Origin of the sequence: Rhizobium lentis, assembly GCF_017352135.1 — a bacterium.
Taxonomy (GTDB): Bacteria; Pseudomonadota; Alphaproteobacteria; order Rhizobiales; family Rhizobiaceae; genus Rhizobium; species Rhizobium lentis.
The window spans coordinates 2,015,161-2,039,883 of record NZ_CP071454.1 but is presented as its reverse complement, the minus strand read 5'-3'; the positions used below and the strand labels follow the sequence as shown (position 1 = coordinate 2,039,883).

The following is a 24,723-nucleotide window of genomic DNA, read 5'->3' as shown; positions in this document are numbered from 1 at the left end:
TCTCTTCGTTCTGGTCGTCTACTTGCGCTTCAGGAGGCCCAGAAGGCCGCCCTTCTTGGCCTTCCTGATCGCGGCACGGCCGGTGACGATGTGCGATATTTGCGAAAAGGTTTCGGCCGTCGGCGACTTCGGATCGACTTCCGAGATCATGCGGCCGCTGTTGGCGGCATTGCCGAAGAGATTGATGTCGAAGGGGATGATCGCGATCGGATCGATCTCCAGCGGCTCACAGAAATCCGACGGCGAGATCTCCGGACGTTTCGGCATGCCGACCTGATTGAGGATCAGATGCGGCGGCTTGTCGTTCGGCCGCATCTTGCGCAGCGCATCCAGCATGTTTTTGGTATTGCGCAGGTTGGCGAGATCGGGAACCGCCGCGATCACCACCTCGTCGACACTCCCCAGCACCGAGCGCGTCCATTCCGACCATGCATGCGGAACGTCGAGCACGGAGACGGGGGCGCTGCGCTGCAGGACGTCGAGCACCGGCTGGAAAGCTTGGCCGTCGAAATCATAGGCGCGGTCGAGCAGCGAGGGTGCGGCGAGCAGTGACAGATGCTCGGAACATTTCGTCAGCAGGCGGTCGAGGAAAACCTCATCGAGCCGATCGGGCGCGAAGACCGCTTCGGCGATGCCCTGGGCCGGATCCTGGTCGAAGTCGATATTCGCCGTGCCATAGGGCAGGTCGAGATCCGCGAGGATCGTCTCGGTGGAGAAGAGATTGGAAATGCCAAAGGCGCAATTATGCGCGATGGTCGAGGCGCCGGTGCCGCCTTTCGAGCCGATGAAAGCGATGCTGCGGCCGAGCGGTTCGGCTTCCGGATCAACGAAGATCGAGGCCATCGCCGTCAGGACATCGGGCATGGCGACGGGTTGGACCATGTATTCGGAAATGCCGTTGCGGATGAGTTCGCGATAGAGCCCGATATCGTTGTAGTAGCCGACGATCACGACCTTGGTGCTCGGGTCGCAGACGGCGGCGAGCGGTGCAAGTTCGCCGAGCAGGCTTCCGGAATTGGCTTTGGTCTCGAGGATGATCAGGTTCGGCGTCGGGGCGGCGGCGAACATATTCGCGGCAGCGGCTATGCCGCCGCTGGTGATGCGCATGCTCACCTTCGCCATGCGCCGATCATTGGCGCAGCGCTCCATAACATGCTGCAAGGCCTCGCTTTCACAAAAGGCGTGAACGGAGATGCGCGGCAGCGGCCGCATATTTTCCAGATCCGCCATGCGCACCGCCTCTTCGGCGTGGCGAAGTTCGCTGGGGTTCCTGATTTCGTATTCGAGTGCGCTCATCGTTCGTTCCGCCTCAGAATCCGCTGTCGCCGGCATCTTCGATCGTCGTCGACGTCGTCCGGTATTCCTGGATGGCATTGTTGCGGCGCTGCGCGTCGATCGGGGTCATGCCGCGGGGCGCCACGAGATCCTCCGGATTGGCGATCTGGGCGGCGAGATTGTTCTGAGAGGCGCAGCCGAAATTATAGTAGTTCTGGTTGGCGAAATCGTTGGAGATATCCTTCGGCCATTGGCCGCATTGTGTCGTGATCGCGGTCGTGCCGGTAAAGCTCAATCGGATCGGCGCCGCATCGCCGGCGCCGGCGGCGGCGTAGGACGTATTGATGATCTTCGAGCTTGCGATCCCTCTTGTCGTCAGCTCGGCGCGCACCTGATTGCGCAGCTGAAAGGCGGCCGCAGAGTTCGGCGAACCTTGCGGCGACAGGACGTAAACCGGGCCTGAGGCGCGTGAAATGTAGTTTGCGGCAAAGCCGCGAATGAGATCGCGCTGGGCAATGGTCAGTCGGCGGTCGGTTGAGGCGACGGGTATATCCACCGTCTGCTCGGCCTCCGTGACGATGATCGGATGGCGGGCGCGGTAGTCGTCGGGAATCCCGCCTGTCGTCAGCTGGTCGTGCGGACCGGCGCACCCGGAAAGCATCGCCACCGACAGGACGGCGGCGGCCGAAAGCGCCCTGGAGTAACCGAGGCGGTGTGTCGTCGCATTCATATGGGCCATCGCCTGATCTCTGTTCTGTGCCATTGCTGCCGACCGTGCCCCGCTCATTTGTAGATGAACCCTATCGAGCCGTGGAACTGCGCGTCGGCCACGGGCGCCTCGCGCCGGCCATAGACCTTGTTCACACGGTTGAGGAAGAAGGTTGCACCGTCATTTTCAGGGCTGAAATTGTCATCTGGCCGGTTGAGCTGGTTACGCGCCACCGGGCGCACCAGATAGGGTGTCGCGATGATGACAAGTTCGGTTTCCTGGCGTTCGAAACCCTTCTGGCGGAAGAGCGTGCCGAGCAACGGGATCTTGGAGACGCCGGGTGTGCCGCCCATCGTCTGGGAAACATTGTCGCGGATGAGGCCGGCGAGCGCGATCGAGCCGCCCGAGGGCAGTTCCACCGACGTCTCAGCCGAACGGCGCTGGTAGGTGGCGTTGCCGCTGCCGGCCACCGGTTCGGAGACGTTCGTCTTGATCTCCAGGCTGATGCGTCCCGACGACAGCACGACCGGCTTGAAGGCAAGGTTGATACCGTAGTTGAAGGGAACAACCGTAACGTTGCCGTCATTGTCCGTCGTCGAATAGAGCTGCTGGCCGCCGGAATTGAAGGTCGCCGCCTGGCCCGATATCGCCGTCAATGTCGGCTCGGCCAGGGTCCTGACCACCTTGGCCTGCTCCAATGCGTTGAGATAGGTGGAGATATCGTATTTGCCGATCGAGCTTTTGAAGAGCGCCGCAAGTCCGCCGCCAACCGTCGCCGTCGCGCTGTCGGCGCTCGGAGTGCCGAGCTGGGCGACCGTCATGCCGGAGGAATTGGAAACCAGATTGTCGAAGCCGAGCTGCTTCAGCACCTCGCGGCGGACCTCGGCGATCGTCACCTTGAGGGTCACCTGGTCCTCGCCCTGGATCTGCAGGAGGTTGACGACCTGGGAGGTCTGGCGGCCTTCGGCAAAGAGCGCCACCGAGCTGTCGCCGCCTGTGCCGGACGCCGTCTCGGTTCTAGTCGTCGCTTCGCCGCCCTTCAGGAAGACCTGAGCCAGATCTGCGGCCTGCGTGGCGTCCTGCGGCGTGCGTACGGTGCCGGTCAGCACGATGTTGTCGGAGACGATTTCGACGTTGATGTTGGAATCGGGAATGAAGCGGCGGAGATTGACCTCGAGACCGGAGACATCGCGTTCGATCTCGATATCGAGATTGATAATCTCCTGCCCACCGGCACCGAAGACGAATATATTCGTCTGACCGACCTTCTTGCCGAACAGATAGATGCGCCGCGAGGTGCGGGTCACGGCATCGGCCATGGTCGGATCGGATACGAGAATATCGTGCGCATCCTCCGGCAAATCGACGACGACGGCCTTGTTCAGCCCAAGCTTCAGCCGACGATGGGCGTCGGGGCCGGTCCGCGAAATGCGGATAAGACTTTCAGAATCGGCACGCGCCTCGTCTAAAGCAAGAAGCGGCCCGAAAGAGACTGGTGCCATGCCGGTGACGCCGATCGCAAGTGAAAGGCAGCCTGTCAGGAGAAGCTTGGCGCGCCGCGTTGAATTGCCCATTTGCACGTCCTTTACTCCGGCTTCGGCGCTTCGCCGGTATCGGTCACAATGGAGCCCGACTTGATGACCTGAACGATCGCACTGCCGTTGTCGCCGCTCAGCAGATAGTCGGCGGCACTGGTATCCTGCTCCTGCGCATCGGCAACCGAGCGTAGCGCGAGCGACAGCCGATCGGCCATCTGCTGGGCGACGGCGAGAACCTTCGTCTGATCGGGCGTGAGCTCGAGCGTTGCGGTCGTGCCGACCACCGCCTTCGAGCCATCGTCCTTTTCCTGAATCTGCTGGTCGATGGCGAGGACGCGGACATTGCTCAGCACGGTTTCGGTGATGAGCTTGTTGGCCTCGGTGCCCTTGCGGACCATGATGACATCGACGCGGTCGTTCGGCAGGATGAAACCGCCGGCGCCCGTTGCCACGGATATCTCGGTCGCAACGGCGCGTTTGCCGGCCGGCAGCAGCGAGGACAGGATGCGACTGCTGGAATCGGCGACCTTTTCAGAGCGGATCGGCTCGCCTTCGAAGATCGGCAGCCGCACGACGGCGCCCTGCAGGTCCTTGATCGCGTCCGGCTTGTCGGCTTCGGTGATGAAGCCCTGGACGACGCCGTCCTTCGGCCAGGCCATCCAATGCACCGAGTCGTCGCCCAGCCTTGCGCCGACCGGAAGATTGGTGCTTGAGACGAGGATGTTGACGGTGGGTTCTTTCTCGATGATCGACTGCACCTGGGTGACGACGCCACCACTGCCGGCCATGCGCATTGCCAGGAGCCCGGCGAGGCCGGCTGCCACCACGGCGACAGCTAGAATTATAAGGCGGGCCGGTTTCATCAAATCATTCCTCAAGGCGCGATATGTTCGCCCTGCAGAATGCTCAGCAATTGGTATAATTATGGTTAATGGAATGCTTACATTTTAAGTTAACAGGCATTTAAAACGCCGTTATTTCAGGCTTTCCAGCGCGGCGACGAAGATCGGCGAGGACGGGAAGGCCATGAAGCCGCCGATCGCAATCGCAATCCCGTAGGGAATCTTCTTCGCAATAAGGACGGAGTTCGGCAACGGCAAGCCGATGGCAAGAATGATGTTCGACTGAGTTCTCACCAGCAGGATGAGCAAGGTGAGGAAGCCGCCGACGATGGCGACATCGGTCATCAGGATAAGCAGAGACTGGTTCAAGCCGAACCAGAGCGCGGTGGCGGTCAACAGCTTGGCGTCTCCGCCGCCCATCACATTGAAGACAAAAAGCCCAAAGCAGACGGTGAGAACGATAGCGGCGGCGGCAAGATGCATACCGATTGCCTGCAAGCCGAGGCCCGAGAACGGCGCCAGTGCGAGAAAAGAGACGATAAGGATCACGGAAACGCGGTTCGGGATCGTCATGGTGAACAGATCCGAGAAGGCCGCCATGGCGAGGCAGAGTGGTAATATCACAAAGACTGCGGCTGCGATCATGCGTTTACCGATCCTGGCAAGATGCGAAAAGGCTCACGGCCGTTCAGCCTGTGAGCCCGCTCGATGTGTCGGCCAATCAAATGGCCGGCATTATGCGGAAGCCGTTCGACGGCAGCCGTCTTAGCCGCCGCTCGCGGTCTGAGCGCTGTCCATCTTGGTGCTCAAGCCGTTGAACGTGTTGCCGATCTTGCCGCCGAGGCTCGTTGCGCCGGTGATGAGCGCCACGGAAATGAGGGCAGCGATCAGGCCGTATTCGATTGCGGTCGCGCCGGATTCGTCCTTCAGAAAACGGCTAAAAAGCTTGGTCATGGGTACTCCTAACTCCAGTTGATGTTCAGCACGTCCGCCAACTGTTGCCGTTGATCGGATGACCGCAATCTAATGAATGGGCGTTTCCATCGACTTAAGAAAAAGAGTTAACAAGACCTGAAACCAGGAACAGGCTCCCGCAGGATAAGTATTACCTTATTCATTTCGCTCAATTTTTAATGAAATTCCGAGGTTAACGCCGGAAATCATCTGGAATTAGCACAAGCATCGTATCCAACCGGAACGTGTCCTACCCTGATCCCGTACCAAATCAGATCATGCTGCGTCACCTCGAAACAGTGTGTTGGGCTTAAGGCTTCATTCACCATTTTTTTCCATTCTATACGCCTATTTGCGCTGCGATCGTGAAAGAGGACCAAATGTCATCGAGCGGCAAAACCATTTTCTTTGCCGGCATGATCGCCGCTTTCGGCGTTTCGGGAATTTCCGCAGCCGCAGACGAGGACATGCTGCGCGTCTATATGGATCACGCGCGTGTCTTGAAGCTCGACCGGCCCGTCAGCAAGGTCATCGTCGGCAACGCCAAGGTCGCCGACGCGACCGTGGCCGATGCCAAGACGATCGTGCTGACAGGACGCAGCTTCGGCACCACCAATCTCGTTCTTCTCGACGCCGACGGCAACGCAATCCTGGACGAGCGCATCCTTGTGTCGATAGACGAGGGCAACACGGTGCGCGTCTACCGGCAGACAGAGCGCTCCGTGCTGTCCTGCACGCCGAACTGCGAGCAGCATGCGCAGCAAGCGGCCAGCGGCACCACCTCACCCTGATCGGCCTGGCTCGGATCTTCGGCCATTCGTTAAAATCGTCGTATCGGGTTGAAACGGAAAATCAACGAACGGACCCTAGTGTGGCAGGCAGAGATGTCGCTCGGGTCCAGGCAATGACGGTAGTTGATCAGAAGACGGATAAGGAGCGCGCCTTCGCGCCGTTCCGTTCCTCCAGGCTTCGCGCTGTCGCCCGCTCGCGCGATGGCGCAGCGGCGATCGAATTCGCCCTGCTCGCCATCCCCTATTTTATCGTAATCTTCGCGATTCTGGAGACCTTCATCGCCTTCGCCGCCGAAGAACTCGTCTCCAACGCCGTCGATACGATGAGCCGACGGATGCGGACCGGACAGATCACCTACAATCTTGGCCGCACGACCGACATGAGCCAGACGCAGTTCCGCCAGGCGTTCTGCAACGAGATCTCGATCCTGATCAGCTGCTCGACGAGCGAAGTCGCGACACCAAGCAAGCTTTACCTGGATGTTCAGACGTTCAGCAGCTTCTCGGCCATTCCGACGACGATCCCCAAGGTTTCGACCGACCGATATGCCGACATCAACACCGCTGCCTTCAAATATGCGCCCGGCGGCGCCGGCACGATCAACATGCTGCGCGCCTACTATCGCTGGGAAATCATCACGGACCTCGTCCGGCCCTATATCACGACGATCCGTCCGTCCGACGGTTCGATGCCGACGCAATATCTGATTATCGCAACCTCGGCCTTCCAGAACGAGCAGTATCCATAATGGCGTTGCGCAACCCGTTCACCCGACTGGCATTGACGGCACGCCGACTGGCGCGCGAGCGCAAGGGCGCCGGGGCGATCGAATTCGCGATCCTCTTTCCCGTGCTCATCATGCTCTATATCGGCGCTTTCGAGATCACGATCGGCCTCAGCGTCTCCAAGCGCGCGACCCGCGCCGCCGGTTCGATCGCCGATCTCGTCACCCAGCAGCAATCGGTCACGAAGAGCGCGCTCGCACAGATGCAGTCGGTCGCCACATCGATCTTCGTACCCTACAACTCGAGTTCGCTGACGCTGAAGATCACCGGGATTACCATCGACGCCAGTGCCAACGCGAAGGTACTCTGGTCCTGGGCGCAGGACGGGACTGTGCCTTATGCCAAGAACGCCGCAGTCAGCGACGTGCCGGCGGACATGAAGACGGTCAACAGCTTCCTGGTCCGCACCGAACTCAGCATTCCCTATAGGATGTTTCTGTTCGCGCCGAACTTCATGCCGGACGGGATGCGCACGATTACCATCCGTCGCAGCTATTTCTACCGCCAGCGGCAAGGCGACTCGATCCCCTGCGGCGACTGCTGACAGCTCTTCCCCAACTCGAATTTGCCAAGCCAGGCGCGGCATTATATGCCTGGGCCTCAGCCTCCGACGTCCCGGAGGCCGGCGATCAGTCCTTTCGGGGGTAAAATGGCGCGCGCCTTTCTTTTCGTTCTCGATTCCTTCGGCGTCGGCGGAGCGCCGGATGCGGCGGCCTACGGCGACGAGGGCGCCGACACGCTCGGCCATATCGCCGAATTCTGTGCGGCCGGAGCCGGCGATCGCGCTGGTCTGCGCAGCGGGCCGCTTTCCTTGCCGAATATGTCCGAGCTCGGGCTGATGCAGATCGCACGGGCCGCGTCCGGCCAGTTTCCGGCCGGCATGCCTCTGCCGGAGAAAGTCTACGGCGTTTACGGGGCCGCCAGCGAAATCTCCCGCGGCAAGGATACGCCGTCGGGGCATTGGGAGATCGCGGGAACGCCTGTCAATTTCGATTGGGGGTATTTTCCGACGGAAGGCGAGGCCTTTCCGCCGGAGCTGATCGAGGCATTATGCCGGGAGGGTGGCATACCGGGCATTCTCGGCAACTGCCATGCCTCGGGAACGGAGATCATCGCCCGGCTTGGCGAGGAACATATCCGCACCGGCAAGCCGATCTGTTACACCTCTTCGGATTCGGTCTTCCAGGTCGCGGCGCATGAGGCGCATTTCGGCCTCGATCGACTGCTCGCCTTCTGCCACACAGCCCGCGGGCTGCTCGACCCCTACAATATCGGCCGCGTCATCGCCCGGCCCTTCATCGGCCAGTCGGCCTCCACCTTCCAGCGCACCGGAAACCGACGCGATTTTTCCGTGCTGCCGCCGGAGCCGACGCTGCTCGACCGGCTGGTTGAGCACAACAGGCATGTGCATGCCGTCGGAAAAATCGGCGATATCTTCGCGCATCAGGGTGTCTCGCGGGTCATCAAGGCGAACGGCAACGAGGCGCTGATGGATGCGTCGCTGTCGGCAATCGATGAGGCCGAGGACGGCGATCTCGTGTTCACCAATTTCGTCGATTTCGACATGAATTACGGCCATCGCCGCGACGTGCCGGGTTATGCCGCAGCGCTCGAAGCCTTCGATACGCGGTTGCCGGAAGTGCACAAGAAGCTGAAGCCCGGCGATCTCGTCGTGCTCACTGCCGACCATGGCTGCGATCCGACCTGGCGCGGCACAGATCATACGCGTGAACGCGTGCCGGTCATCGCCTATGGCCCCGGCATCCGCTCGCGCTCGATCGGCGTGCGCCGCACCTATGCCGATATTGGTGAAAGCATTGCGCGCCATCTCGGCATCCCTGCCGGAGCGCATGGAAGGAGTTTTCTGTGACATCGCATTTGAAGAAGGTCGAGCTGCACTGCCATTTGGAGGGTGCCGCCCCGCCAGCTCTCACCGAAGCGCAGGCGCGGAAATACGGCATCGACATCGGCGATCGGCTTCGTGACGGCGCCTATGTCTGGCACGATTTCGCAAGCTTTCTCGAATGCTACGACAAGGTTTCCGAGGTCTACAAGACCGAGGAGGACTATGCGCTTCTGACCGAAACCTATCTCGACGAACTCGCCGGCATCCATACGATCTACAGCGAACTGATCGTTTCACCCGACCACGGCAAGCGCATCGGGCTCGGCGCCGACGCCTATATATCGGGTGTCTGCGAAGGAATCCGCCGCGCCAAGGCAAAGAGCGGCATCGAGGCCCGGCTGATCGTCACCGGCGAGCGGCATTTCGGTCCGGAGAGCGTGATCGGAGCGGCCCAATATGCGGCAAAGGCCGGCAACCCTCTGATAACCGGCTTCAATCTTGCCGGCGAGGAGCGCATGGGCCGTGTCGCCGATTATATCAGAGCCTTCGATATCGCCCGCGATGCCGGTCTCGGGATCACCATCCATGCGGGCGAGGTCTGCGGCGCCTTCAGCGTTGCAGACGCGCTCGATGCCGTGCGCCCCGCGCGCATCGGCCACGGCGTGCGGGCCATCGAGGATATCGATCTGGTGCAGCGGCTTGCGGATCTCGGCACCGTGCTCGAAGTCTGCCCCGGCTCCAATATCGCACTCAGGGTTTTTCCCGATTTCGCGTCCCATCCGCTGCGTCGGCTGAAGGAAGCCGGCGTGCGAGTGACGATCAGCTCGGACGATCCGCCTTTCTTCCATACCTCGCTCAAGCGGGAGTACGAGCTCGCCGCTGAAGCCTTCGGATTCGACGATGCGGAGATCGACGCCATGACGCGCACGGCGATCGAAGCGGCCTTTGTCGACGATGAGACCCGGAAGGCCCTGTTTGCCCGCCTTTGAGAGTGAGAGCCTTTCCTGACCGGGAGGGGCTCCGGAGTTGGGGAAGATCGACGCAATTTCGGCTCCACTCTTGCGGTCGGGACGATTTCCGTGAAAGAAACATTCGATAGAAAGAATGAAAGGCTTCCCCATGGACGGCGTCACGGTCATCGATCATCCGCTTGTGCAACACAAGCTCACCATCATGCGGCGCAAGGAGACATCGACGGGAAGTTTCCGACGCCTGTTGCGCGAAATTTCCACGCTGCTCTGCTACGAGGTAACCCGCGATCTCGAATTGACGATGGCAACGATCGAGACGCCGCTGCAGACGATGGAGTCGCCGATCCTGGAGGGCAAGAAGCTGGTCTTCGCCTCGATCCTGCGCGCCGGCAATGGGCTGCTCGAAGGCATGCTCGATCTCGTGCCTTCCGCCCGCGTCTCGCATATCGGCGTCTACCGCGATCACGAGACGCTGCAGCCGGTCGAATATTACTTCAAGGCGCCGGAGGACGTCGCCGAGCGCCTGATCATCGTCGTCGATCCGATGCTGGCGACCGGCAACTCCTCGATTGCGGCGATCGACAAACTCAAGGAACGCGGCGCTCACAATATCCGCTTCCTCTGCCTGCTTGCCGCTCCGGAAGGCATCCGCAACTTCCGCGCGGCGCATCCCGATGTTCCCGTCTTCACCGCAGCGATCGACAGCCATCTCAATGAGAAGGGTTACATCATGCCCGGCCTCGGCGATGCCGGCGACCGCATGTACGGCACGAAATAATTTCAGCTTTCCTTTACCAAATCGAAAGACATTAAGGCCCGGCAGTTCGCTCCGGGCCTTTTTCCTGGCGATATTAGCAACTTGTCAGGACTTGAGGCTTAGCTGTCTTGAAGCATGAGGCCCCGCATGAAGCTGGGTTTATACAGGAAGGATTTCTGTTTCATGCTCGTGCGTACCGTCATATTCGCCAGCATCGCCGCGGCGCTCGCCACACAGGTGCCTTCCTTCTTCGCAGGTACCGGCCAGCAGACTGCCGACCTTCTTTCCGCCAATTACGTGTCGACCGAAGATGGCAAGCCCGCAGTGCCGGCGCCGGCCTACGGCGGCAATAAGATCCGCCTTCAGGCAGATGCGCAGGGTCACTATACCGGCAGCTTCAAGATCAACGGCAAGCCGGTGCAAGGCCTGATCGATACCGGCGCCACCTATGTCGCACTCAACGAAACGCTCGCCCGCCGGCTCGGCTACACGGCCAACCAGCTCGATTTCCGCTATGGAGTCAACACGGCGAACGGCCAGACGAAGGCTGCGCATGTGATGCTCGACCGAGTCGAAATCGGCGGCATTCGTGTCCGCGATGTCGAAGCCTTCGTGCTCAGGGACGATGCGTTGACGACGACACTGGTCGGCATGAGCTTCCTGCAGAAGCTCGCCTCCTATTCCGTCGCCGACGGTTCGCTCAGCCTCAAGCAGTAGTCCCTATCAGATAAGGCCGGCAATGACCGGTGTCAGTTCGGGCTCTTCTTCGCCGATGCGGTAATGCACGGCAAGCGCGGCGGCGGCCCCTTCCGCCGCTGCGTCGTCGGCGGCATGGACGAGCGCGATCGGTTCGCCTGCCGTCACGCGGGTGCCGAGGGGCAGCAGTGCCGAGAAACCGACGCGATGGTCGATCTGATCGGCGGGATGGCGTCTGCCGCCGCCGAGATCGATAACGCTGACTCCGATGCCACGGGCGTCGCAGGCAGCAAGCCAGCCGGAGCGTGAAGCCCGGACAGGTTTTTCCACCGGCGCCCGGGCGAGATACTTCTCGGGATTTTCGACAAGATCCGCCGGGCCGCCGAGCATGGACACCATGCGGGCAAAAACCTCGGCCGCCCTTCCCGACGACAACGCCTGGCGCGCCATGCTCTCGCCTTCATCGGACGAAACGGCAATGCCCGATTTCACCAGCATTTCGGCGGCGAAGGCCAAAACGACCGTTTCGAGCCGCGTGCCCGTCTTTCTGCCGGCCAGAAAATTCAGACAGTTGCGCATTTCGACGGCATTGCCGGCGCAATCCGCGAGCGGCTCATTCATGTCGGTGATCAGCGCCGAAGTCTTCACGCCTGCGCCATTGGCCACCTCGACCAGCGAATGCGCCAGGATCTCCGCCTGGACGCGGTCGGCCATGAAGGCACCGTTGCCGACCTTGACGTCGAGCACCAACGTCTGAAGCCCGGCCGCAAGTTTCTTCGACAGGATGGAGGCGGTGATCAAGGGAATGGAATCGACCGTTGCGGTCACATCGCGCACGGCATAGAGCCTGCCGTCGGCCGGAGCCAGGGCGCCGGTCTGGCCGATGATGGCGCATCCTGCCTCCTTCACGACCCTGCGGAACAGATCAGCATCCGGCGTGATCGTATAGCCGGGAATGGATTCTAGCTTATCCAGCGTGCCACCGGTATGGCCGAGGCCGCGCCCTGAAATCATCGGAACGGCGAGGCCGCAAGCGGCTGCAATCGGCGCCAGCATCAGCGAGACATTGTCGCCGACGCCTCCGGTCGAATGTTTGTCGGCAATCGGGCGGTCGATATCAACCCATTGCAGCCTGTCGCCGGAATCAGCCATTGCCAGTGTCAGCGCGACGATTTCCGCTCGCGACATGCCCTTGAACCAGACAGCCATGGCGAACGCGCCGATCTGGCCTTCCGACAGCTGACCCGCGGCGAGCGCGCCGATAAACGACTTTATATCGGCGGCGCCGAGTTCCTCGCCGTTACGCTTGCGCCGGATGATCTCCTGCGGGATCATTTCAATAGCTCGACGCCGCAACGGAGGCCGGTTGCGCTCCACTCAGAACCGCCAGGATGTCGTCGAGCAGACCAGAGGCGCCGAAACGGAAGGTCGACGGCATCGGCCAGTCCGGCGTCATGATGGTCTCGGCAAGGCTAAGATAAAGGGCCGCATCGGCGACCGAGCCGATACCGCCGGCCGGCTTGAAACCGACCTTGCGCCCACTTTCGCGAATGGACCGGATCATGATATCGGCCGCTTCGAGCGTGGCGTTGACGGCAACCTTGCCGGTGGAGGTCTTGATGAAATCCGCGCCGGCTTCGATGGCCAGCTCGGAAGCGCGGCGGATCAAAGCCGCATCCTTCAACTCACCGGTCTCGATGATGACCTTGAGGAGAACCGGTCCGGTGCACTCGGCGCGAATGGCCCTGACCATGTCGGTCACCGCCTTTTCATCGCCGGTGATGAACTTGCGGTATGGAATGACCAGATCGATCTCATCGGCGCCGTCGGCGATCGCCTCGCGCGTTTCGGCGGCGACATCTGCCACTTCCATCTCGCCGGAAGGGAAGTTGACGACCGTCGCGATCCGCACGACATGGCCGGTGCCGAGAATATTGCGGGCATAAGCGACGAAGTGCGGCCAGATGCAGATCGCGGCGCTGTTGCCGAAGGGAGTCTGCGCGCGGGCGCAGAGTGCGTCGATCTGCGCTTCGGTGCAATCGTCCTTCAGATTGGTGAGATCGAGAAGGGAAAGGGCGACAGCCGCCGTTTCCCGGATGGAATGGCTATTCATTTTCGCTTCCTCTGGAGCATGATGCCGAAAAGTGTGAGCGGTTTCGGACGACATCATGCTCTAATTATGTGATGGAGAACAGAATTCAGATTTTAGGCGACCCGGCCTAAAATCATCCTGTTCCGGCCGCAATCATCTCTTTCAGTATGGCGGCTAGACGGGCGCCGCCGACGGGCGCCATGTCCTTGGTTTCCTCATGGCTGAGCTCATTGCCGGTCATGCCAGCCCCATAGTTGGTGATAACGGAGGCGGCGGCAACCCTCAGACCCAGCATTCTTGCGATGATGACTTCGGGCACCGTCGACATGCCGACGGCATCGGCGCCAAGAATGCGCGCCATGCGGATTTCGGCCGGCGTTTCAAAGCTCGGACCGGAGAACCACATATAGACGCCCTGCGCCAGCTCGATCTTGAGCTTTGCTGCAGCCTTGCGCATCGCCGCGGCAAGACCTGCATCATAGGCATTGGTCATGCCGACGAAGCGGTGGTCGCTCTCCTCGCCGATCAGCGGGTTCATGCCGGAATAATTGATGTGATCGGTAATCTGCATCACCGAGCCGGGCGGCATGTCGTCGCGTAACGATCCGGCCGAATTGGTCAGGATCAGCGCTTCGATGCCGAGCGCCTTCAAGACCTCGATTGGCAGGCGCATGGCGTTGGCATCGCCCTTCTCATAATAATGCACGCGGCCGGAAAGCATGATGACCGGCTTGCCGCCGAGGCGGCCGGCGACGACTTCGCCCGCATGGCCGGAGACGGCGCTGACGGGAAAGCCCGGCAGGTCGCGATAGGGAATACGCACCGCGCCTTCCAGCTGGCCGACGAGGGAACCGAGGCCGGAGCCGAGCACGATGCCGTGGCGCGGCTTGATTGCACCGAGCAATGCGGCGAGCAGATCGACCGTCGTCCTCATCCGAGTTCCGTCTCAAAACTGAAGGGAAGAAGCTCTTCCATCGTCATGGTCTTCTTCACGCCCGCCTCGTCGCAGAGGTAGATCTTCGTGTCCTTGGAGGCGAATTCGGAGATCTTCTGGCGGCAACCGCCGCAGGGCGGGCAGAGCGGGAGTTTCTCGGCAATGACGGCCATTTCGACGATCTTCCTGGCCCCGCCCATGATCATGGCGCTGATTGCCGTCGGTTCGGCGCACCATCCTTGCGGAAAGGAGAGGTTTTCGATGTTGGCGCCGGTATAGACCTTGCCGTCCTCGGCACGGATCGCCGCACCGACCGGGAATTTCGAATAGGGCGCATGGGCAAAGGCCATGGCGCCGCGGGCGGCTTCGAACAGGTCGTGGGACATGTCAACGCTCCTTCGTATAGGGCACACCGCCGGCCTTCGGCGGGATTGCGACGCCGATGAAGCCGGCAAGCAGCACGCAGGTCAGGATATAAGGCAGCGCCTGGAAGACCTGGACCGGAACCTGGCCGATCAGCGGCACCTGCTTGCCCTGCATGAAGTTCGCCAGCGCGTCGAGGAAGCCGAAGAGCAGGCAGGCGAACATGACCGGCACCGGCTTCCACTTGGCGAAGACCAGCGCCGCGAGCGCGATATAACCCTTGCCGGCCGACATGTCCTTGATGAAGGCGGCGGACTGGGCGATCGCCAGATAGGTGCCGGAGAAGCCGCAGAGAATGCCGGCGCACATGACGGCGCGGTAGCGCAGCCAGGCGACCGAAATGCCCGCCGTATCAACCGCGCCGGGATTTTCGCCGACGGCGCGTAGCCGGAGGCCGAAACGCGTGCGGTAGAGAACCCACCAGGAGAAGGGCACGGCGAGGAAGGCGAGATAGGTAAGGATATTGTTGCCTGAGATGACGTTGGCGTAGAGCGGGCCGATGATCGGTATGTCGCGGATGGCATCGGCGCCCGGCAGGATGATCGGCGCGAAGCGGGCATCCGGCGGCAGCTGCGGCGTCCGACCCCCTTGGCCGAACCAGGCCTGGCCGAGCACGATGGTGATACCGGCGATGAAGAAGTTGATGGCCACACCCGAGATGATCTGGTTGCCGCGATTGGTGATCGAGGCAAAGCCATGCACCAGGCTGAGCGCCACCGAGCAGACGACCCCGGCGCCGAGCCCGATCCACGCCGAACCGGTGAGATAGGCGACACAGGCAGCGGCAAAGGCCGAACCCAGCATCTTGCCCTCAAGACCGATGTCGAAAACGCCGGCGCGCTCGGAAAACAGCCCGGCGAGCGCCGTAAAGATCAGCGGGATCGAGAGCCTAACCGTTGAGCTCAGGACGTTGATGAAGATGTCGTAGTAATCCATCGTCCGTTCCTCAGGCTCGCTGGAACTGTTGATAGAGGTGCACCATCGCCGGCCGGAACATATACTCCAAAGCACCGGCAAACAGGATCACCAGACCCTGGATAACGAGGATCATTTCCCGGGTGATGTTCGGCATTTCGAAGGAGATCCAGTCTCCGCCCTGATAGAGAGTGCCGAAAAGGATTGCGGCGAAGATGATGCCGAGCGGATGATTCCGGCCCATCAGCGAGACGGCAATGCCGACGAAACCGGCGCCGCCAACGAACTCCACCTGCAGACGGGCCGACGAGCCCATGACCGGATTGAGCGCCATCATGCCGGCGAGTGCGCCAGAGAGCAGCATGGCGATGATTATGGTACGCGCATGGGGCGTGCCGGCATAATCGGCGGCTGTAGGGCTCATGCCCAGCGTGCGCATGTCGAAGCCGAGCTTGCTGCGCCAGACCAATACCCAGACGAACCAGGCGGCGAACAGGGCGATGATGAAGGAGACGTTGAAGGGGGCCGCACCGAGCTTGGAACCGAACATGGTCATGATCCAACCGAGCTTCGGAAGCTGTCCGCCTTCGAGGAAGGTGCGTGTTTCGGGCGCCATCTTTCCCGGCACGATCAGCACATGCACCAGCAAATAGACCATGAGGGCGGCCGCGATATAGTTGAACATAATCGTCGTGATGACGATATGGCTGCCGCGCTTGGCCTGCAGAAAGGCGGGAATGAAGGCCCAGGCGGCGCCGAAGAGGCCGGCGCCGATAACGGCGATCGGCATCGTCACATACCAAGGCACATAATTGTCAAGCGCGAGTGCCACCAGCGCACAGCCAAGCCCACCAATATAGGCCTGACCTTCCGAGCCGATGTTGAAGAGACCGGCATGGATGGCGATGGCGACCGAAAGGCCGGTGAAGATGAAACTTGTGGCATAATAGAGCGTGAAGCCAATGCCTTCACCGCTGCCGAAGGCACCTTCGATGAGCAGCGATAGAGCGGCCAGCGGGCTTTCGCCGATCAGCCAGACGACAAAGCCCGATATCAGGAAAGCGACGATCAGGTTCAAAAGCGGGATGAGACCGTAATTGATCCAGTTTGGTAGCGGAACGGAAGCAGTGCTCATTAAGGCCTCACGCGGCAATGCCGGCCATCATCAGGCCGAGGGTCTGTTCACCGGCATCGGGCGTCTTCTCGCCGACCACGTGGCCGGCGAACATGACAAGGATACGGTCTGAAAGTGAACGGATTTCATCGAGTTCGACGGAGACGAGCAGGATCGCCTTGCCTGCGTCGCGCATTTCGATGATCCGGCGGTGGATGAATTCGATGGCGCCGATATCGACGCCGCGGGTCGGCTGGCCGATGATCAGCATCTTCGGATCGCGTTCTATCTCGCGGGCGACGACGATCTTCTGCTGGTTGCCGCCAGAGAAATTCGCCGTCTTCAGCCGCGGGTTCGGCGGGCGGATGTCGTATTTTTCGATCTTCTCCATCGCATCCTTGCGGATCGCTTCGAGATCGAGCAACGGCCCTCTGCTGTAGCCCGGGCGGCGGTGATAGCCGAGCACGGAATTTTCGTATTCCTCGAATTTCAACACCAGGCCCATGTGGTGGCGGTCCTCGGGAATATGGGCGAGGCCGAGTTCGCGCAGGCGGGCGGGGTCGGCCTTGTCGATCGTCTGGCCGTCGAGAAGGATTTCGCCGGAGGCCGGCTTGCGGATGCCGGCGATCGCCTCCAGCAGTTCGGACTGGCCGTTGCCGGCGACACCGGCAACGCCGACGATCTCTCCGGCGCGCACGTCGAAGGAGACATTGTCGACCATGGTGACGCCGCGATTGTCCTTGACCGTCAGGTTGCGGACGGAGAGTACGGCGGCGCCGGGATTTGCCTCGCCCTTCTGCACGCGCAGCAGCACGCGGCGGCCGACCATCAGCTCGGCAAGCTCCTCCACCGTCGTTTCCGCCGTCTTGCGGGTCGCGACCATCTCGCCGCGGCGCATGACAGAGACCGTATCGGTGATCGCCATGATCTCGCGCAGCTTATGGGTGATGAGAATGATCGTCTTGCCCTGGTCACGCAGCACCTTGAGAATGCGGAAGAGGTGATCTGCTTCGGCCGGCGTCAACACGCCTGTCGGCTCGTCGAGGATCAGGATCTCGGCGCCACGATACATGGCTTTCAAGATTTCGACGCGCTGCTGCAGGCCGACCGGAAGCTCTTCGATCAGCGCGTCCGGATCGACCTCGAGGCCGTATTCCGTTTCCAGCCGCTTGAGCTCGGCGCGGGCCGAGGTGACACCTCGGGCCAGCAGCGAGCCGCCTTCGGCGCCGAGCATGACGTTCTCGAGCACGGTGAAATTATCCACCAGCATGAAGTGCTGGTGCACCATACCGATGCCGGTGGCGATCGCTGCCTGGCTGTCACGGATGGTGACCGGATTGCCGTTGACGCGGATTTCGCCGCTGTCGGCATGGTAAAAGCCGTAGATGATCGACATCAGTGTCGATTTGCCGGCGCCGTTTTCGCCGATGATGCCGTGGATCGTCCCCTTGGCAACGGTAAGGTTGATGTCCTTGTTGGCATGGACGGCACCGAATTTCTTATCGATGCCGACAAGCTCGATAGCGGGCTTATCTGTCACTGCAGGCTCCAAATAAGAAAAGGGCGTATGGCGAAAATCCCCTCCGCCATACGCCCGATCTCGATGTTACATCAGGGCGCTGATCACTTCGGGCAAGCGTTGTCCGAGGTATAATCGTGAACCTTGATGGTTCCGGCGATGATATCGGCTTTGGCCTTGTCGACGGCGGCCTGCATTTCCGGGGTGATCAGCGACTTGTTATTATCGTCGATCGCGGCGCCGACACCGTCTTCCTTGACGCCGAGGGCCTGAACGCCTGCGGTGAACTTGTCGTTCTTGGTGTCGGTATAGGCGTTGTAAACGGCGAGGTCGACGCGCTTGACCATCGAGGTCAGGACCGAGCCCGGATGCAGATGGTTCTGGTTGGAGTCGACACCGATCGACAGCTTCTTGTTGTCGGCTGCGGTCTGAAGAACGCCGAGGCCGGTGGCGCCGGCTGCCGCGTAAATGACATCGGCGCCCTGATCGATCTGGTTCTTGGTGAGCTCACCGCCGCGAACCGGGTCATTCCAGGCCGCACCCGTAGTGCCGGTCATGTTCTGGAACACCTGGATGTCGGCCTTGGCGGCGCGGGCGCCCTGCTCGTAGCCGCATTCGAACTTGCGGATCAGCGGAATGTCCATGCCGCCGACGAAGCCGACCTTGCCGGTCTTGGACGCCATCCCGGCGAGGATACCGACGAGATAGGATCCTTCCTCTTCCTTATAGACGACCGAGCGAACGTTCGGCTTGTCAACGACGGAATCAACGATGACGAACTTGGTGTCGGGGAATTCGGCTGCGACCTTCTCAATGGCCGAGGTCCAGGCGAAGGAGACGGCAACAACTGGGTTGAAACCGCGGCTCGCGAAGTTGCGGATGGCCTGTTCGCCCTGGGTGTCGCCGGTCGGCTCGAAATCGCGATAGGCGATGCCGGTCTCGGCCTTGAACTTCTCGGCGCCGTTATAGGCCGCTTCGTTGAAAGACTTATCGAACTTCCCGCCGGTGCCGTAAACCAGCGCCGGCTTGACATCGGCGGCAAGCGCCGTCGTCGACATGGCAGCCACGGCAAGGAGAGTGAGAAGGGATTTTTTCATTGTGCAGCCCTGTTGTTGCTATTCGTTAGGGGTCCTCCCGCAAGCCCTTTGCGGGCATGTCTGCGGAACCACCGACCTCCCCCCGGAGGCCTGGCTGCGCGCATCCTTGCATGGCTCACGGAAAAATTCACCAGAAATTTTTCAGCTGGTAAAGATTTGCAGCGATTGCCGAAAATCAGTTCGTCGCGACTGATTTTTGGACGCCGAGCTCCTCAGAATGCGGATTTTCTAGCCAATCCGTCAAGCGATGGCGGGCAAGGCCGGCGGTGGAAATCCGCTGAAACTTCTCGTCGCATCGTGCTTGCGAAATCGCTTTGCTAGGCGGTGAAGCGACCGGCGACCGGCGGCTTCTTGTAGCCGACCATCCAGAGAAGCAGGGCGATCACCAGGAAAACCGCGAAGGCCGGCTGGAGCATCAGCCACTGGAAGATGAAGGCGTAAAAACGCGGGTGGACATAATAGGAGAGAGAGGATTGCAGTGACATGAGCGTGGCCGGGCTCACATCCTGCCAGGCGTCGGCCATTGGCGTCATCACCACGGTGGAGGCAGCAACAGACTGAATCGAATCGATGGTCCCGGCAATAACGGCCGCCGCGAGCGCGACAAGACTGGCCAGACGCAACAGGAAACGCATCAATTCCTCCGACGCTTCGATTGCCGGACAATTCCGGCCAACCCGCGCCATTCTCCACCTTGAGAATTACATAGTCATCGATGAGGTGAAGCACAATGGACGGGCCTTAGGTAGTTTTATCGGAAGAAGTCAAAAAACTGTTAGATTTGGGTTGATCGGCAAAAATTCATCGGTATATATCGCGCCGTTCCGACGATTTGCTCCTATCCGGGCGCGAACGCCAAAGGACAGGTGGCCGAGTGGTTTAAGGCGCACGCCTGGAACGCGTGTGTACGTGAAAGCGTACCGAGGGTTCGAATCCCTCCCTGTCCGCCATTTCACATTTTGCATCCAAAACTCGTTATAGTTCGAATTTCAAGCCTCGCCGGCCCAATCCTCGTGTCCATGGCGAACACGGACAATGAGGACGCCCTCGCCCTCTTCAATCGTATAGACGACAATATGGGCTTCAAACGGATGTATGCGCATCGGGCGAGAAATCTCATGCCGTTCACGCGCCATACGCGGGTTGGCCGCAATCAAAGCGAAATGGCATAGAGTTCATTGTGATAGCGCCGGGCCTGTATTGAGCCGAACAGATGAATACCCGATTCGGCAATGCCGATTATGTCTTCTTCTGCTTCCTTCGTGAGGCGAAAACCCATTGTCAATTGTGGTGAGGGGCTTCCACGCGCGCCCGCGCCGCCTCAAATAGATCGTCCTTTGATCGCGACCCTGTACCGCTCTCCAAACCTTCATCGATAAAGCGCTGCATGGCGGCAATCTTGTCGTTCCGCTCCTGATCCTTGCGGATCAGGTCGCGGACATAGTCGCTTGCGTTGGCGTAGCGACCCGTTTTGGTTTGCGCCTCCACCCACTCTTTCATGGGATCTGGTAGCGACACGTTCATCGTTGCCATGTCGATCTCCTTACAGCCATCGTGGCATATTTTGGCAAACTTTGTCATTTATCGAGACTTCACAACCTCCTCCGCAGACGGGCGAAGACCGAATTCCTCAGGGTACCTAGAAAATTCCTGAATTTTTACCATGCCGCTTCACCGCCTCTTTGCACGTTTGGGTTTAGGGTCCGCCAAACTAAAAACAGAGGTAAAACAGGTGGAAGAACTTTCGGTACAGTCGAAGATCATCAAATCCGTCTATTTCAGCCAGGAAGACGGGCGGCTCAGGATCTGCTTCAAGAACGGCGAGGAACGTCTGTTCGAAGGCGTGCCCTCTTCGGAAGCCCATGCGATGACGGCGGCCCCGTCTCCCGGGCATTATTATCTCGACCGGATCAGGACGCGGTTTCGCAGACTGGCTGCCTGACCGAGAGATTGCCTTGAATTGAGACGGGGCCGGTGGATATTCACCTCCGGTTAACTCTCGCCTCCATCACAGTTGGATCGGCGCGAGCGGAAAGGGGCAGTCTGTCGATGCTGCCGGCATTCAGAAGATTCGGACAGCCGGGAGGCTCGGTGGCGGACCCCAGCCAGGAAGCCGAGCCTCCCCGTCACCCTCTACCAGTCAATCGCGACCGGCCGGCCCAAGCCAGTGTCTACCCGGCTTCCTCCTTGGAGTAGCGAATTGGGGCTAATCCTGTGAAAAACCGGAATGCGCACATCCGGACTCGACAATGCTTAATTAGCATGATTGCATAAACCGTGGATCGGGAGGGCCCCGGGATGACGATGTTCGAGAATCTTCTTGAGATGCAGGAGCGCGGCGTGCGCGACCGGGCGCTTGGCCGCAGCCTGGCGGACAACCCGATGTCGAAGCCGGATGTCCTGCCGATCACCGATCTCCAGGAATGGTATTCGATGTTCGACGCCTGGCGCTTCGGCTGGTCGATCGAGGATGCGATGGCTGGGCATGCCGATGCGCCGCGGCATGGCCGTGCCTCACCCCGTGCCTATACCAGAACAGTCTGATCGACCCGATCCTCGGCACCGAAGAATTTCAGGTAGCGTTCGACCTCAGCCGGGTCGCCGGTCGCCTTCTGCGGGTTGTCGGAGAGTTTCACCGCGGGGCGGCCGTTGGCGTCGCTGACCTTGCAGACGACGGAGATCGGATTGAGGCCGGAGATTTCCGTCGGCGCGCAGCCGGCGAAATCGTTCGTCAGGTTGGTGCCCCAGCCGAAGCTCATGCGCACGCGGCCTTCGAAGTGCCGGTAGGTGTCGATGATGGCGTCGACATCGAGGCCGTCTGAGAAGATCAAGAGCTTCTGGCGCGGATCGCGGCCCATCTTCTTCCACCAGTCGATGATCTTTTCCCCGCCTTCGATCGGCGGAGCGCTGTCCGGACGGAAGCCGGTCCAGTCGGCAACCCACTCAGGGGCGTCGCGCAGGAAGGCTGCGGTGCCGAAGGCATCCGGCAGGACGATCAGCAGGTTGCCGCCATAGAGCTTGTTCCAGTCCCGCAGGATCTTGTAGGGGGCGTTGCGGAGCTGCTCGTCGGTCTGCGCCAGCGCCGCAGCCACCATCGGCAACTCGTGGGCATTGGTGCCGACGGCCTCGAGGTCGGAATCCATCGCCAGCAATACGTTGCTGGTGCCGGTGAAGGCCGGACCGATGCCTTCCTTCAACGCCTCGACGCACCAGCGCTGCCAGAGGAAGCTGTGACGGCGGCGGGTACCGAAATCGGAGATGCGCAGGCCCGGCAGTTCCCTCAGCCGCTCAACCTTCGACCACATCTTCGCCTTGGCGCGGGCATAGAGCACATCAAGCGTAAAGGGGCCGAGCGCCTTCATCGCCGAGCGCGAACGCAGCTCGTTGACGATGGCGAGCGCCGGGATTTCCCACATCGTGGTTTCTTTCCAGGATCCATGGAAATCCAGGACATATTGCCCGTCCTTCTTCGACAGCTCATATTCGGGCAGCTGGAAGTTGGAAAGCCAGGCTAGGAATTCCGGCTCGAAAATCTGCGCGCGGCCGTAAAAACTGTTACCCGCCAGCCAGATCATCTCCTTCTTGGAGAGCCGCAGCGTGCGGGCATGATCGAGCTGTTCACGCAATTCGCCTTCGTCGATCTCCTCGGCGAGACGAACGCGCTTGGTCCGGTTGATCAGGGTGAAAGAGGCGTTCACATCTGGATAGAGCTTCCAGATCATCTGCAGCATCAGCAGCTTGTAGAAGTCGGTATCGATCAGGCTGCGGATGATCGGGTCGAGTTTCCAGGCGTGATTGTAGACGCGTCTCGCAATATCGGTCTTGGCCATGAATTCCTGCCCCTGTCCAATCCGGTCAGGTGCTGCCAAGTTCCCGAATGCTGCCAAGTGCGGGGCCGGCGCACGAAACCGGCTCGTGCGCCTTCTTATCGAAAAATCGGCAGAGAAAGTCCAGACAAAACAATAAGCATCCCGCTGCGGCACGGCGGCGGGATGCGCGAGGTGATCGGCCGAACGCTATTGCGCTGGTGCCGCCGGCTGGGCCGGTGTCGCAGGCGCGACATTCGGAGCGGGCTGCGTCGTGTTCGGCGTCTCGGTCGGAACGGCATTGCCGTTCTGCTGCGTCGGCGCGGGTGCTCCGTCTGACTGCTGCTGCTGGAGCTGCTGGCCTGGCTGCTGAGGCGCCACTTCGTTCGCCTCGCGATTGCCCCAGATCTCGACCGGGATCCAGACCACGAAAGCAAGGATCAGCGCCACGAGCAGCACGGTCAGGATACGATACCCCATGCGCCCCTGTCGCGCCTTGACCGGCGGGATTTGCTCCTCCTTGTGAAGTTTGCCGTCCGATTTTTCCCAGCGTGTTTCCGTCTGATGCGCCATCATCGTCTCCTTCCGCTGTCTTGACCGGCATATCCGGCCCGCGAAGAATCTCAGCAAAGGAAACGGGTGGCTGTCTGGAAGGTTCCGGAAGGGTGATCAGCGGTGATTTGGGTGCGACACGCTTAATAGCCGGCGGCGCGGTCGACCACGAATTGCAGCGGTTCACCGCGCTCGAAACGGGCGATCTGCTTCTCGACATGGCGAAACAGCGCGTTTTCTTCGGAGACGGCCGCGTCGTGCGGCGTGATGAAGACATTCTCCAGGTCCCATAAGGGGTTATCTGATGCAAGCGGCTCTACTTCGAAGACATCGAGGGAGGCGCCGCCAAGAGTGCCCTCCCGGACGGCTGACACGATATCGGTCTCAACCTGGCTCCTGCCTCGGCCGGCATTGATGAAGACCGGCTGTCCGAGCGCTCCGCCACGACGAAGCTTTTTGAATAGCCCGATATCATAAAAACCCGTTGTCTCCGGTGTCAGCGGCAAAAGCCCCACCAGGATGTCGGTTCTAGCGAGGAAGCTGTCCAGCTCGCTTGCATCGAAGGTTTCGACACCGCCGATCTCTTTGCGGGTGCGCGACCAGCCAATGACATTAAACCCCATCACCTTCAGCTTGGCGACCGCGTCCTGTCCGAGAATACCGAGTCCCATGACGCCGACCGTCACCTCCGCCGCCTCCGGCGCGATGAATTTTGCCCATTCCCGACCGCGTTGGTGGGTGTCATGGGCGTATTGCCCGCGCAGATGCATCAGGCATTGCATGACGACCCATTCGCTCATGCGCGTCGTCAGGCTGCGATCGACGAAGCGGACAATCGGGATCTCGGGCAGGCCGCCCATCCCGATGATATGGTCGACGCCGGCGCCGCCGGAAAAGATCACCTTGAGGTTCGGCGCCCGCTGGAAAAGGTCGGCATCCGGCTTCCAGAGAAGCGCGTATTCGACATCGCCGAGATCGCGATCGCGATTGGCGGGATCGGCGAGATTGATGCTGCCGCGGTCGGCAAAGGCCGTCTTCAGCACGCGGGCGACCCCTTCGGGATTAAACTTGATGTCGACGAGAACGGGAGGGCGAGCTGACATGAT

The 24,723-nt window shown here is 60.8% G+C and carries 28 protein-coding genes, 1 tRNA gene and 1 pseudogene; 10 read left to right on the top strand and 20 right to left on the bottom strand.

All coding sequences use genetic code 11. The features are described from left to right. Positions 1 to 18: 18 nt before the first annotated feature. The 6 genes from J0663_RS09725 to J0663_RS09700 all read right to left on the bottom strand — a co-directional run bounded on the left by J0663_RS09725 (position 19) and on the right by J0663_RS09700 (position 5,318). On the bottom strand, positions 19 to 1,296 hold the full coding sequence (locus tag J0663_RS09725; RefSeq protein ID WP_207244178.1) for a CpaE/TadZ family protein: 1,278 nt from the start codon (positions 1,294 to 1,296) through the stop codon (positions 19 to 21). Between the two features lie 13 nt (positions 1,297 to 1,309). Continuing rightward, entirely contained in the window at positions 1,310 to 2,062 is a 753-nt protein-coding gene (locus J0663_RS09720) for a CpaD family pilus assembly protein (protein ID WP_207244177.1), read from the bottom strand. Next, positions 2,059 to 3,558 (bottom strand): type II and III secretion system protein family protein, encoded by a 1,500-nt coding sequence (locus tag J0663_RS09715; RefSeq protein ID WP_207244176.1) that lies wholly within the window; start codon positions 3,556 to 3,558, stop codon positions 2,059 to 2,061. The genes J0663_RS09720 and J0663_RS09715 overlap by 4 nt, the downstream gene beginning before the upstream one ends. Before the next feature lie 11 nt (positions 3,559 to 3,569). Beyond that, complete coding sequence (cpaB, locus tag J0663_RS09710) at positions 3,570 to 4,385, bottom strand: Flp pilus assembly protein CpaB (protein WP_207244175.1); 816 nt, start codon at positions 4,383 to 4,385, stop codon at positions 3,570 to 3,572. Positions 4,386 to 4,496: 111 nt separating this feature from the next. Further along, positions 4,497 to 5,009, bottom strand: coding sequence for an A24 family peptidase (locus J0663_RS09705; RefSeq protein WP_207244174.1), 513 nt, complete (start codon positions 5,007 to 5,009; stop codon positions 4,497 to 4,499). 120 nt (positions 5,010 to 5,129) lie between these two features. Beyond that, the gene (locus J0663_RS09700) at positions 5,130 to 5,318 is read right to left on the bottom strand and encodes a Flp family type IVb pilin (protein WP_207244173.1); all 189 of its coding nucleotides are present in this window, start codon (positions 5,316 to 5,318) and stop codon (positions 5,130 to 5,132) included. Positions 5,319 to 5,698: 380 nt separating this feature from the next. Between J0663_RS09700 and J0663_RS09695 the strand changes: the two genes are divergently transcribed. The 7 genes from J0663_RS09695 to J0663_RS09665 all read left to right on the top strand — a co-directional run bounded on the left by J0663_RS09695 (position 5,699) and on the right by J0663_RS09665 (position 11,186). Then, positions 5,699 to 6,109: a pilus assembly protein N-terminal domain-containing protein gene (locus J0663_RS09695; RefSeq protein WP_207244172.1), complete on the top strand. Its 411-nt coding sequence runs from the start codon at positions 5,699 to 5,701 to the stop codon at positions 6,107 to 6,109. Between the two features lie 113 nt (positions 6,110 to 6,222). Continuing rightward, positions 6,223 to 6,858: a TadE/TadG family type IV pilus assembly protein gene (locus J0663_RS09690; RefSeq protein ID WP_207244171.1), complete on the top strand. Its 636-nt coding sequence runs from the start codon at positions 6,223 to 6,225 to the stop codon at positions 6,856 to 6,858. Further along, positions 6,858 to 7,439, top strand: coding sequence for a TadE/TadG family type IV pilus assembly protein (locus tag J0663_RS09685; RefSeq protein ID WP_207244170.1), 582 nt, complete (start codon positions 6,858 to 6,860; stop codon positions 7,437 to 7,439). Before J0663_RS09690 ends, J0663_RS09685 begins: the two co-directional genes overlap by 1 nt. 105 nt (positions 7,440 to 7,544) lie before the next feature. Further along, complete coding sequence (locus J0663_RS09680) at positions 7,545 to 8,765, top strand: phosphopentomutase (protein WP_207244169.1); 1,221 nt, start codon at positions 7,545 to 7,547, stop codon at positions 8,763 to 8,765. Then, complete coding sequence (locus J0663_RS09675) at positions 8,762 to 9,730, top strand: adenosine deaminase (protein ID WP_207244168.1); 969 nt, start codon at positions 8,762 to 8,764, stop codon at positions 9,728 to 9,730. Before J0663_RS09680 ends, J0663_RS09675 begins: the two co-directional genes overlap by 4 nt. Positions 9,731 to 9,860: 130 nt before the next feature. Then, on the top strand, positions 9,861 to 10,490 hold the full coding sequence (upp, locus tag J0663_RS09670; protein ID WP_183837421.1) for a uracil phosphoribosyltransferase: 630 nt from the start codon (positions 9,861 to 9,863) through the stop codon (positions 10,488 to 10,490). A gap of 126 nt (positions 10,491 to 10,616) precedes the next feature. Next, the gene (locus J0663_RS09665) at positions 10,617 to 11,186 is read left to right on the top strand and encodes a TIGR02281 family clan AA aspartic protease (protein WP_207244167.1); all 570 of its coding nucleotides are present in this window, start codon (positions 10,617 to 10,619) and stop codon (positions 11,184 to 11,186) included. Between the two features lie 6 nt (positions 11,187 to 11,192). On the opposite strand, the gene deoA is transcribed toward J0663_RS09665, so the two are convergent. The 9 genes from deoA to J0663_RS09620 form a co-directional block, all read right to left on the bottom strand. Next, positions 11,193 to 12,500 carry a thymidine phosphorylase gene (gene deoA / locus J0663_RS09660; RefSeq protein ID WP_207244166.1) on the bottom strand — a complete coding sequence of 436 codons (1,308 nt, stop codon included), beginning with the start codon at positions 12,498 to 12,500 and terminating at the stop codon, positions 11,193 to 11,195. 1 nt (position 12,501) lies between these two features. Continuing rightward, on the bottom strand, positions 12,502 to 13,278 hold the full coding sequence (gene deoC / locus J0663_RS09655) for a deoxyribose-phosphate aldolase (protein ID WP_207244165.1): 777 nt from the start codon (positions 13,276 to 13,278) through the stop codon (positions 12,502 to 12,504). Positions 13,279 to 13,390: 112 nt separating this feature from the next. Further along, a complete protein-coding gene (locus J0663_RS09650) occupies positions 13,391 to 14,191 on the bottom strand; it encodes a purine-nucleoside phosphorylase (protein WP_207244164.1) in 801 nt (266 codons plus the stop codon). After that, positions 14,188 to 14,577 carry a cytidine deaminase gene (locus J0663_RS09645; RefSeq protein WP_097612408.1) on the bottom strand — a complete coding sequence of 130 codons (390 nt, stop codon included), beginning with the start codon at positions 14,575 to 14,577 and terminating at the stop codon, positions 14,188 to 14,190. Before J0663_RS09645 ends, J0663_RS09650 begins: the two co-directional genes overlap by 4 nt. A 1-nt stretch (position 14,578) precedes the next feature. Next, positions 14,579 to 15,550: an ABC transporter permease gene (locus tag J0663_RS09640; RefSeq protein ID WP_207244163.1), complete on the bottom strand. Its 972-nt coding sequence runs from the start codon at positions 15,548 to 15,550 to the stop codon at positions 14,579 to 14,581. Between the two features lie 10 nt (positions 15,551 to 15,560). Then, positions 15,561 to 16,664, bottom strand: coding sequence for an ABC transporter permease (locus tag J0663_RS09635; protein WP_207244162.1), 1,104 nt, complete (start codon positions 16,662 to 16,664; stop codon positions 15,561 to 15,563). Between the two features lie 7 nt (positions 16,665 to 16,671). Then, positions 16,672 to 18,183, bottom strand: coding sequence for an ABC transporter ATP-binding protein (locus tag J0663_RS09630; protein WP_207244161.1), 1,512 nt, complete (start codon positions 18,181 to 18,183; stop codon positions 16,672 to 16,674). Positions 18,184 to 18,266: 83 nt separating this feature from the next. Continuing rightward, on the bottom strand, positions 18,267 to 19,259 hold the full coding sequence (locus J0663_RS09625) for a BMP family lipoprotein (RefSeq protein ID WP_207244160.1): 993 nt from the start codon (positions 19,257 to 19,259) through the stop codon (positions 18,267 to 18,269). Positions 19,260 to 19,576: 317 nt separating this feature from the next. Continuing rightward, entirely contained in the window at positions 19,577 to 19,894 is a 318-nt protein-coding gene (locus tag J0663_RS09620; protein WP_207244159.1) for a hypothetical protein, read from the bottom strand. A 225-nt stretch (positions 19,895 to 20,119) separates the two neighbouring features. On the opposite strand from J0663_RS09620, the gene J0663_RS09615 reads away from it, so the two are divergent. Continuing rightward, a tRNA-Ser gene (locus J0663_RS09615) sits at positions 20,120 to 20,209 on the top strand. A 39-nt stretch (positions 20,210 to 20,248) separates the two neighbouring features. On the opposite strand, the pseudogene J0663_RS09610 reads toward J0663_RS09615, so the two are convergent. Both J0663_RS09610 and J0663_RS09605 read right to left on the bottom strand, forming a co-directional pair. Further along, a pseudogene (locus J0663_RS09610) lies at positions 20,249 to 20,538 on the bottom strand (type II toxin-antitoxin system RelE/ParE family toxin). Between the two features lie 2 nt (positions 20,539 to 20,540). After that, positions 20,541 to 20,792, bottom strand: coding sequence for a type II toxin-antitoxin system ParD family antitoxin (locus tag J0663_RS09605; protein ID WP_207244158.1), 252 nt, complete (start codon positions 20,790 to 20,792; stop codon positions 20,541 to 20,543). 199 nt (positions 20,793 to 20,991) lie between these two features. Here J0663_RS09605 and J0663_RS09600 point away from each other — a divergent pair, with 199 nt between their 5' ends. Next, positions 20,992 to 21,201, top strand: a complete 210-nt coding sequence (locus J0663_RS09600) for a KTSC domain-containing protein (RefSeq protein WP_207244157.1) — start codon at positions 20,992 to 20,994, stop codon at positions 21,199 to 21,201. 362 nt (positions 21,202 to 21,563) lie between these two features. Beyond that, positions 21,564 to 21,803, top strand: a complete 240-nt coding sequence (locus tag J0663_RS09595) for a CrpP-related protein (RefSeq protein WP_207244469.1) — start codon at positions 21,564 to 21,566, stop codon at positions 21,801 to 21,803. Here the strand turns inward: J0663_RS09595 and pncB are convergent. The 3 genes from pncB to J0663_RS09580 all read right to left on the bottom strand — a co-directional run bounded on the left by pncB (position 21,785) and on the right by J0663_RS09580 (position 24,720). After that, the gene (pncB, locus tag J0663_RS09590; RefSeq protein WP_207244156.1) at positions 21,785 to 23,089 is read right to left on the bottom strand and encodes a nicotinate phosphoribosyltransferase; all 1,305 of its coding nucleotides are present in this window, start codon (positions 23,087 to 23,089) and stop codon (positions 21,785 to 21,787) included. The two genes, J0663_RS09595 and pncB, sit on opposite strands and share 19 nt — an antisense overlap. Before the next feature lie 186 nt (positions 23,090 to 23,275). Further along, on the bottom strand, positions 23,276 to 23,641 hold the full coding sequence (locus J0663_RS09585; protein WP_207244155.1) for a hypothetical protein: 366 nt from the start codon (positions 23,639 to 23,641) through the stop codon (positions 23,276 to 23,278). Positions 23,642 to 23,760: 119 nt separating this feature from the next. Next, the gene (locus J0663_RS09580; RefSeq protein WP_207244154.1) at positions 23,761 to 24,720 is read right to left on the bottom strand and encodes a 2-hydroxyacid dehydrogenase; all 960 of its coding nucleotides are present in this window, start codon (positions 24,718 to 24,720) and stop codon (positions 23,761 to 23,763) included. Positions 24,721 to 24,723 lie beyond the last annotated feature (3 nt).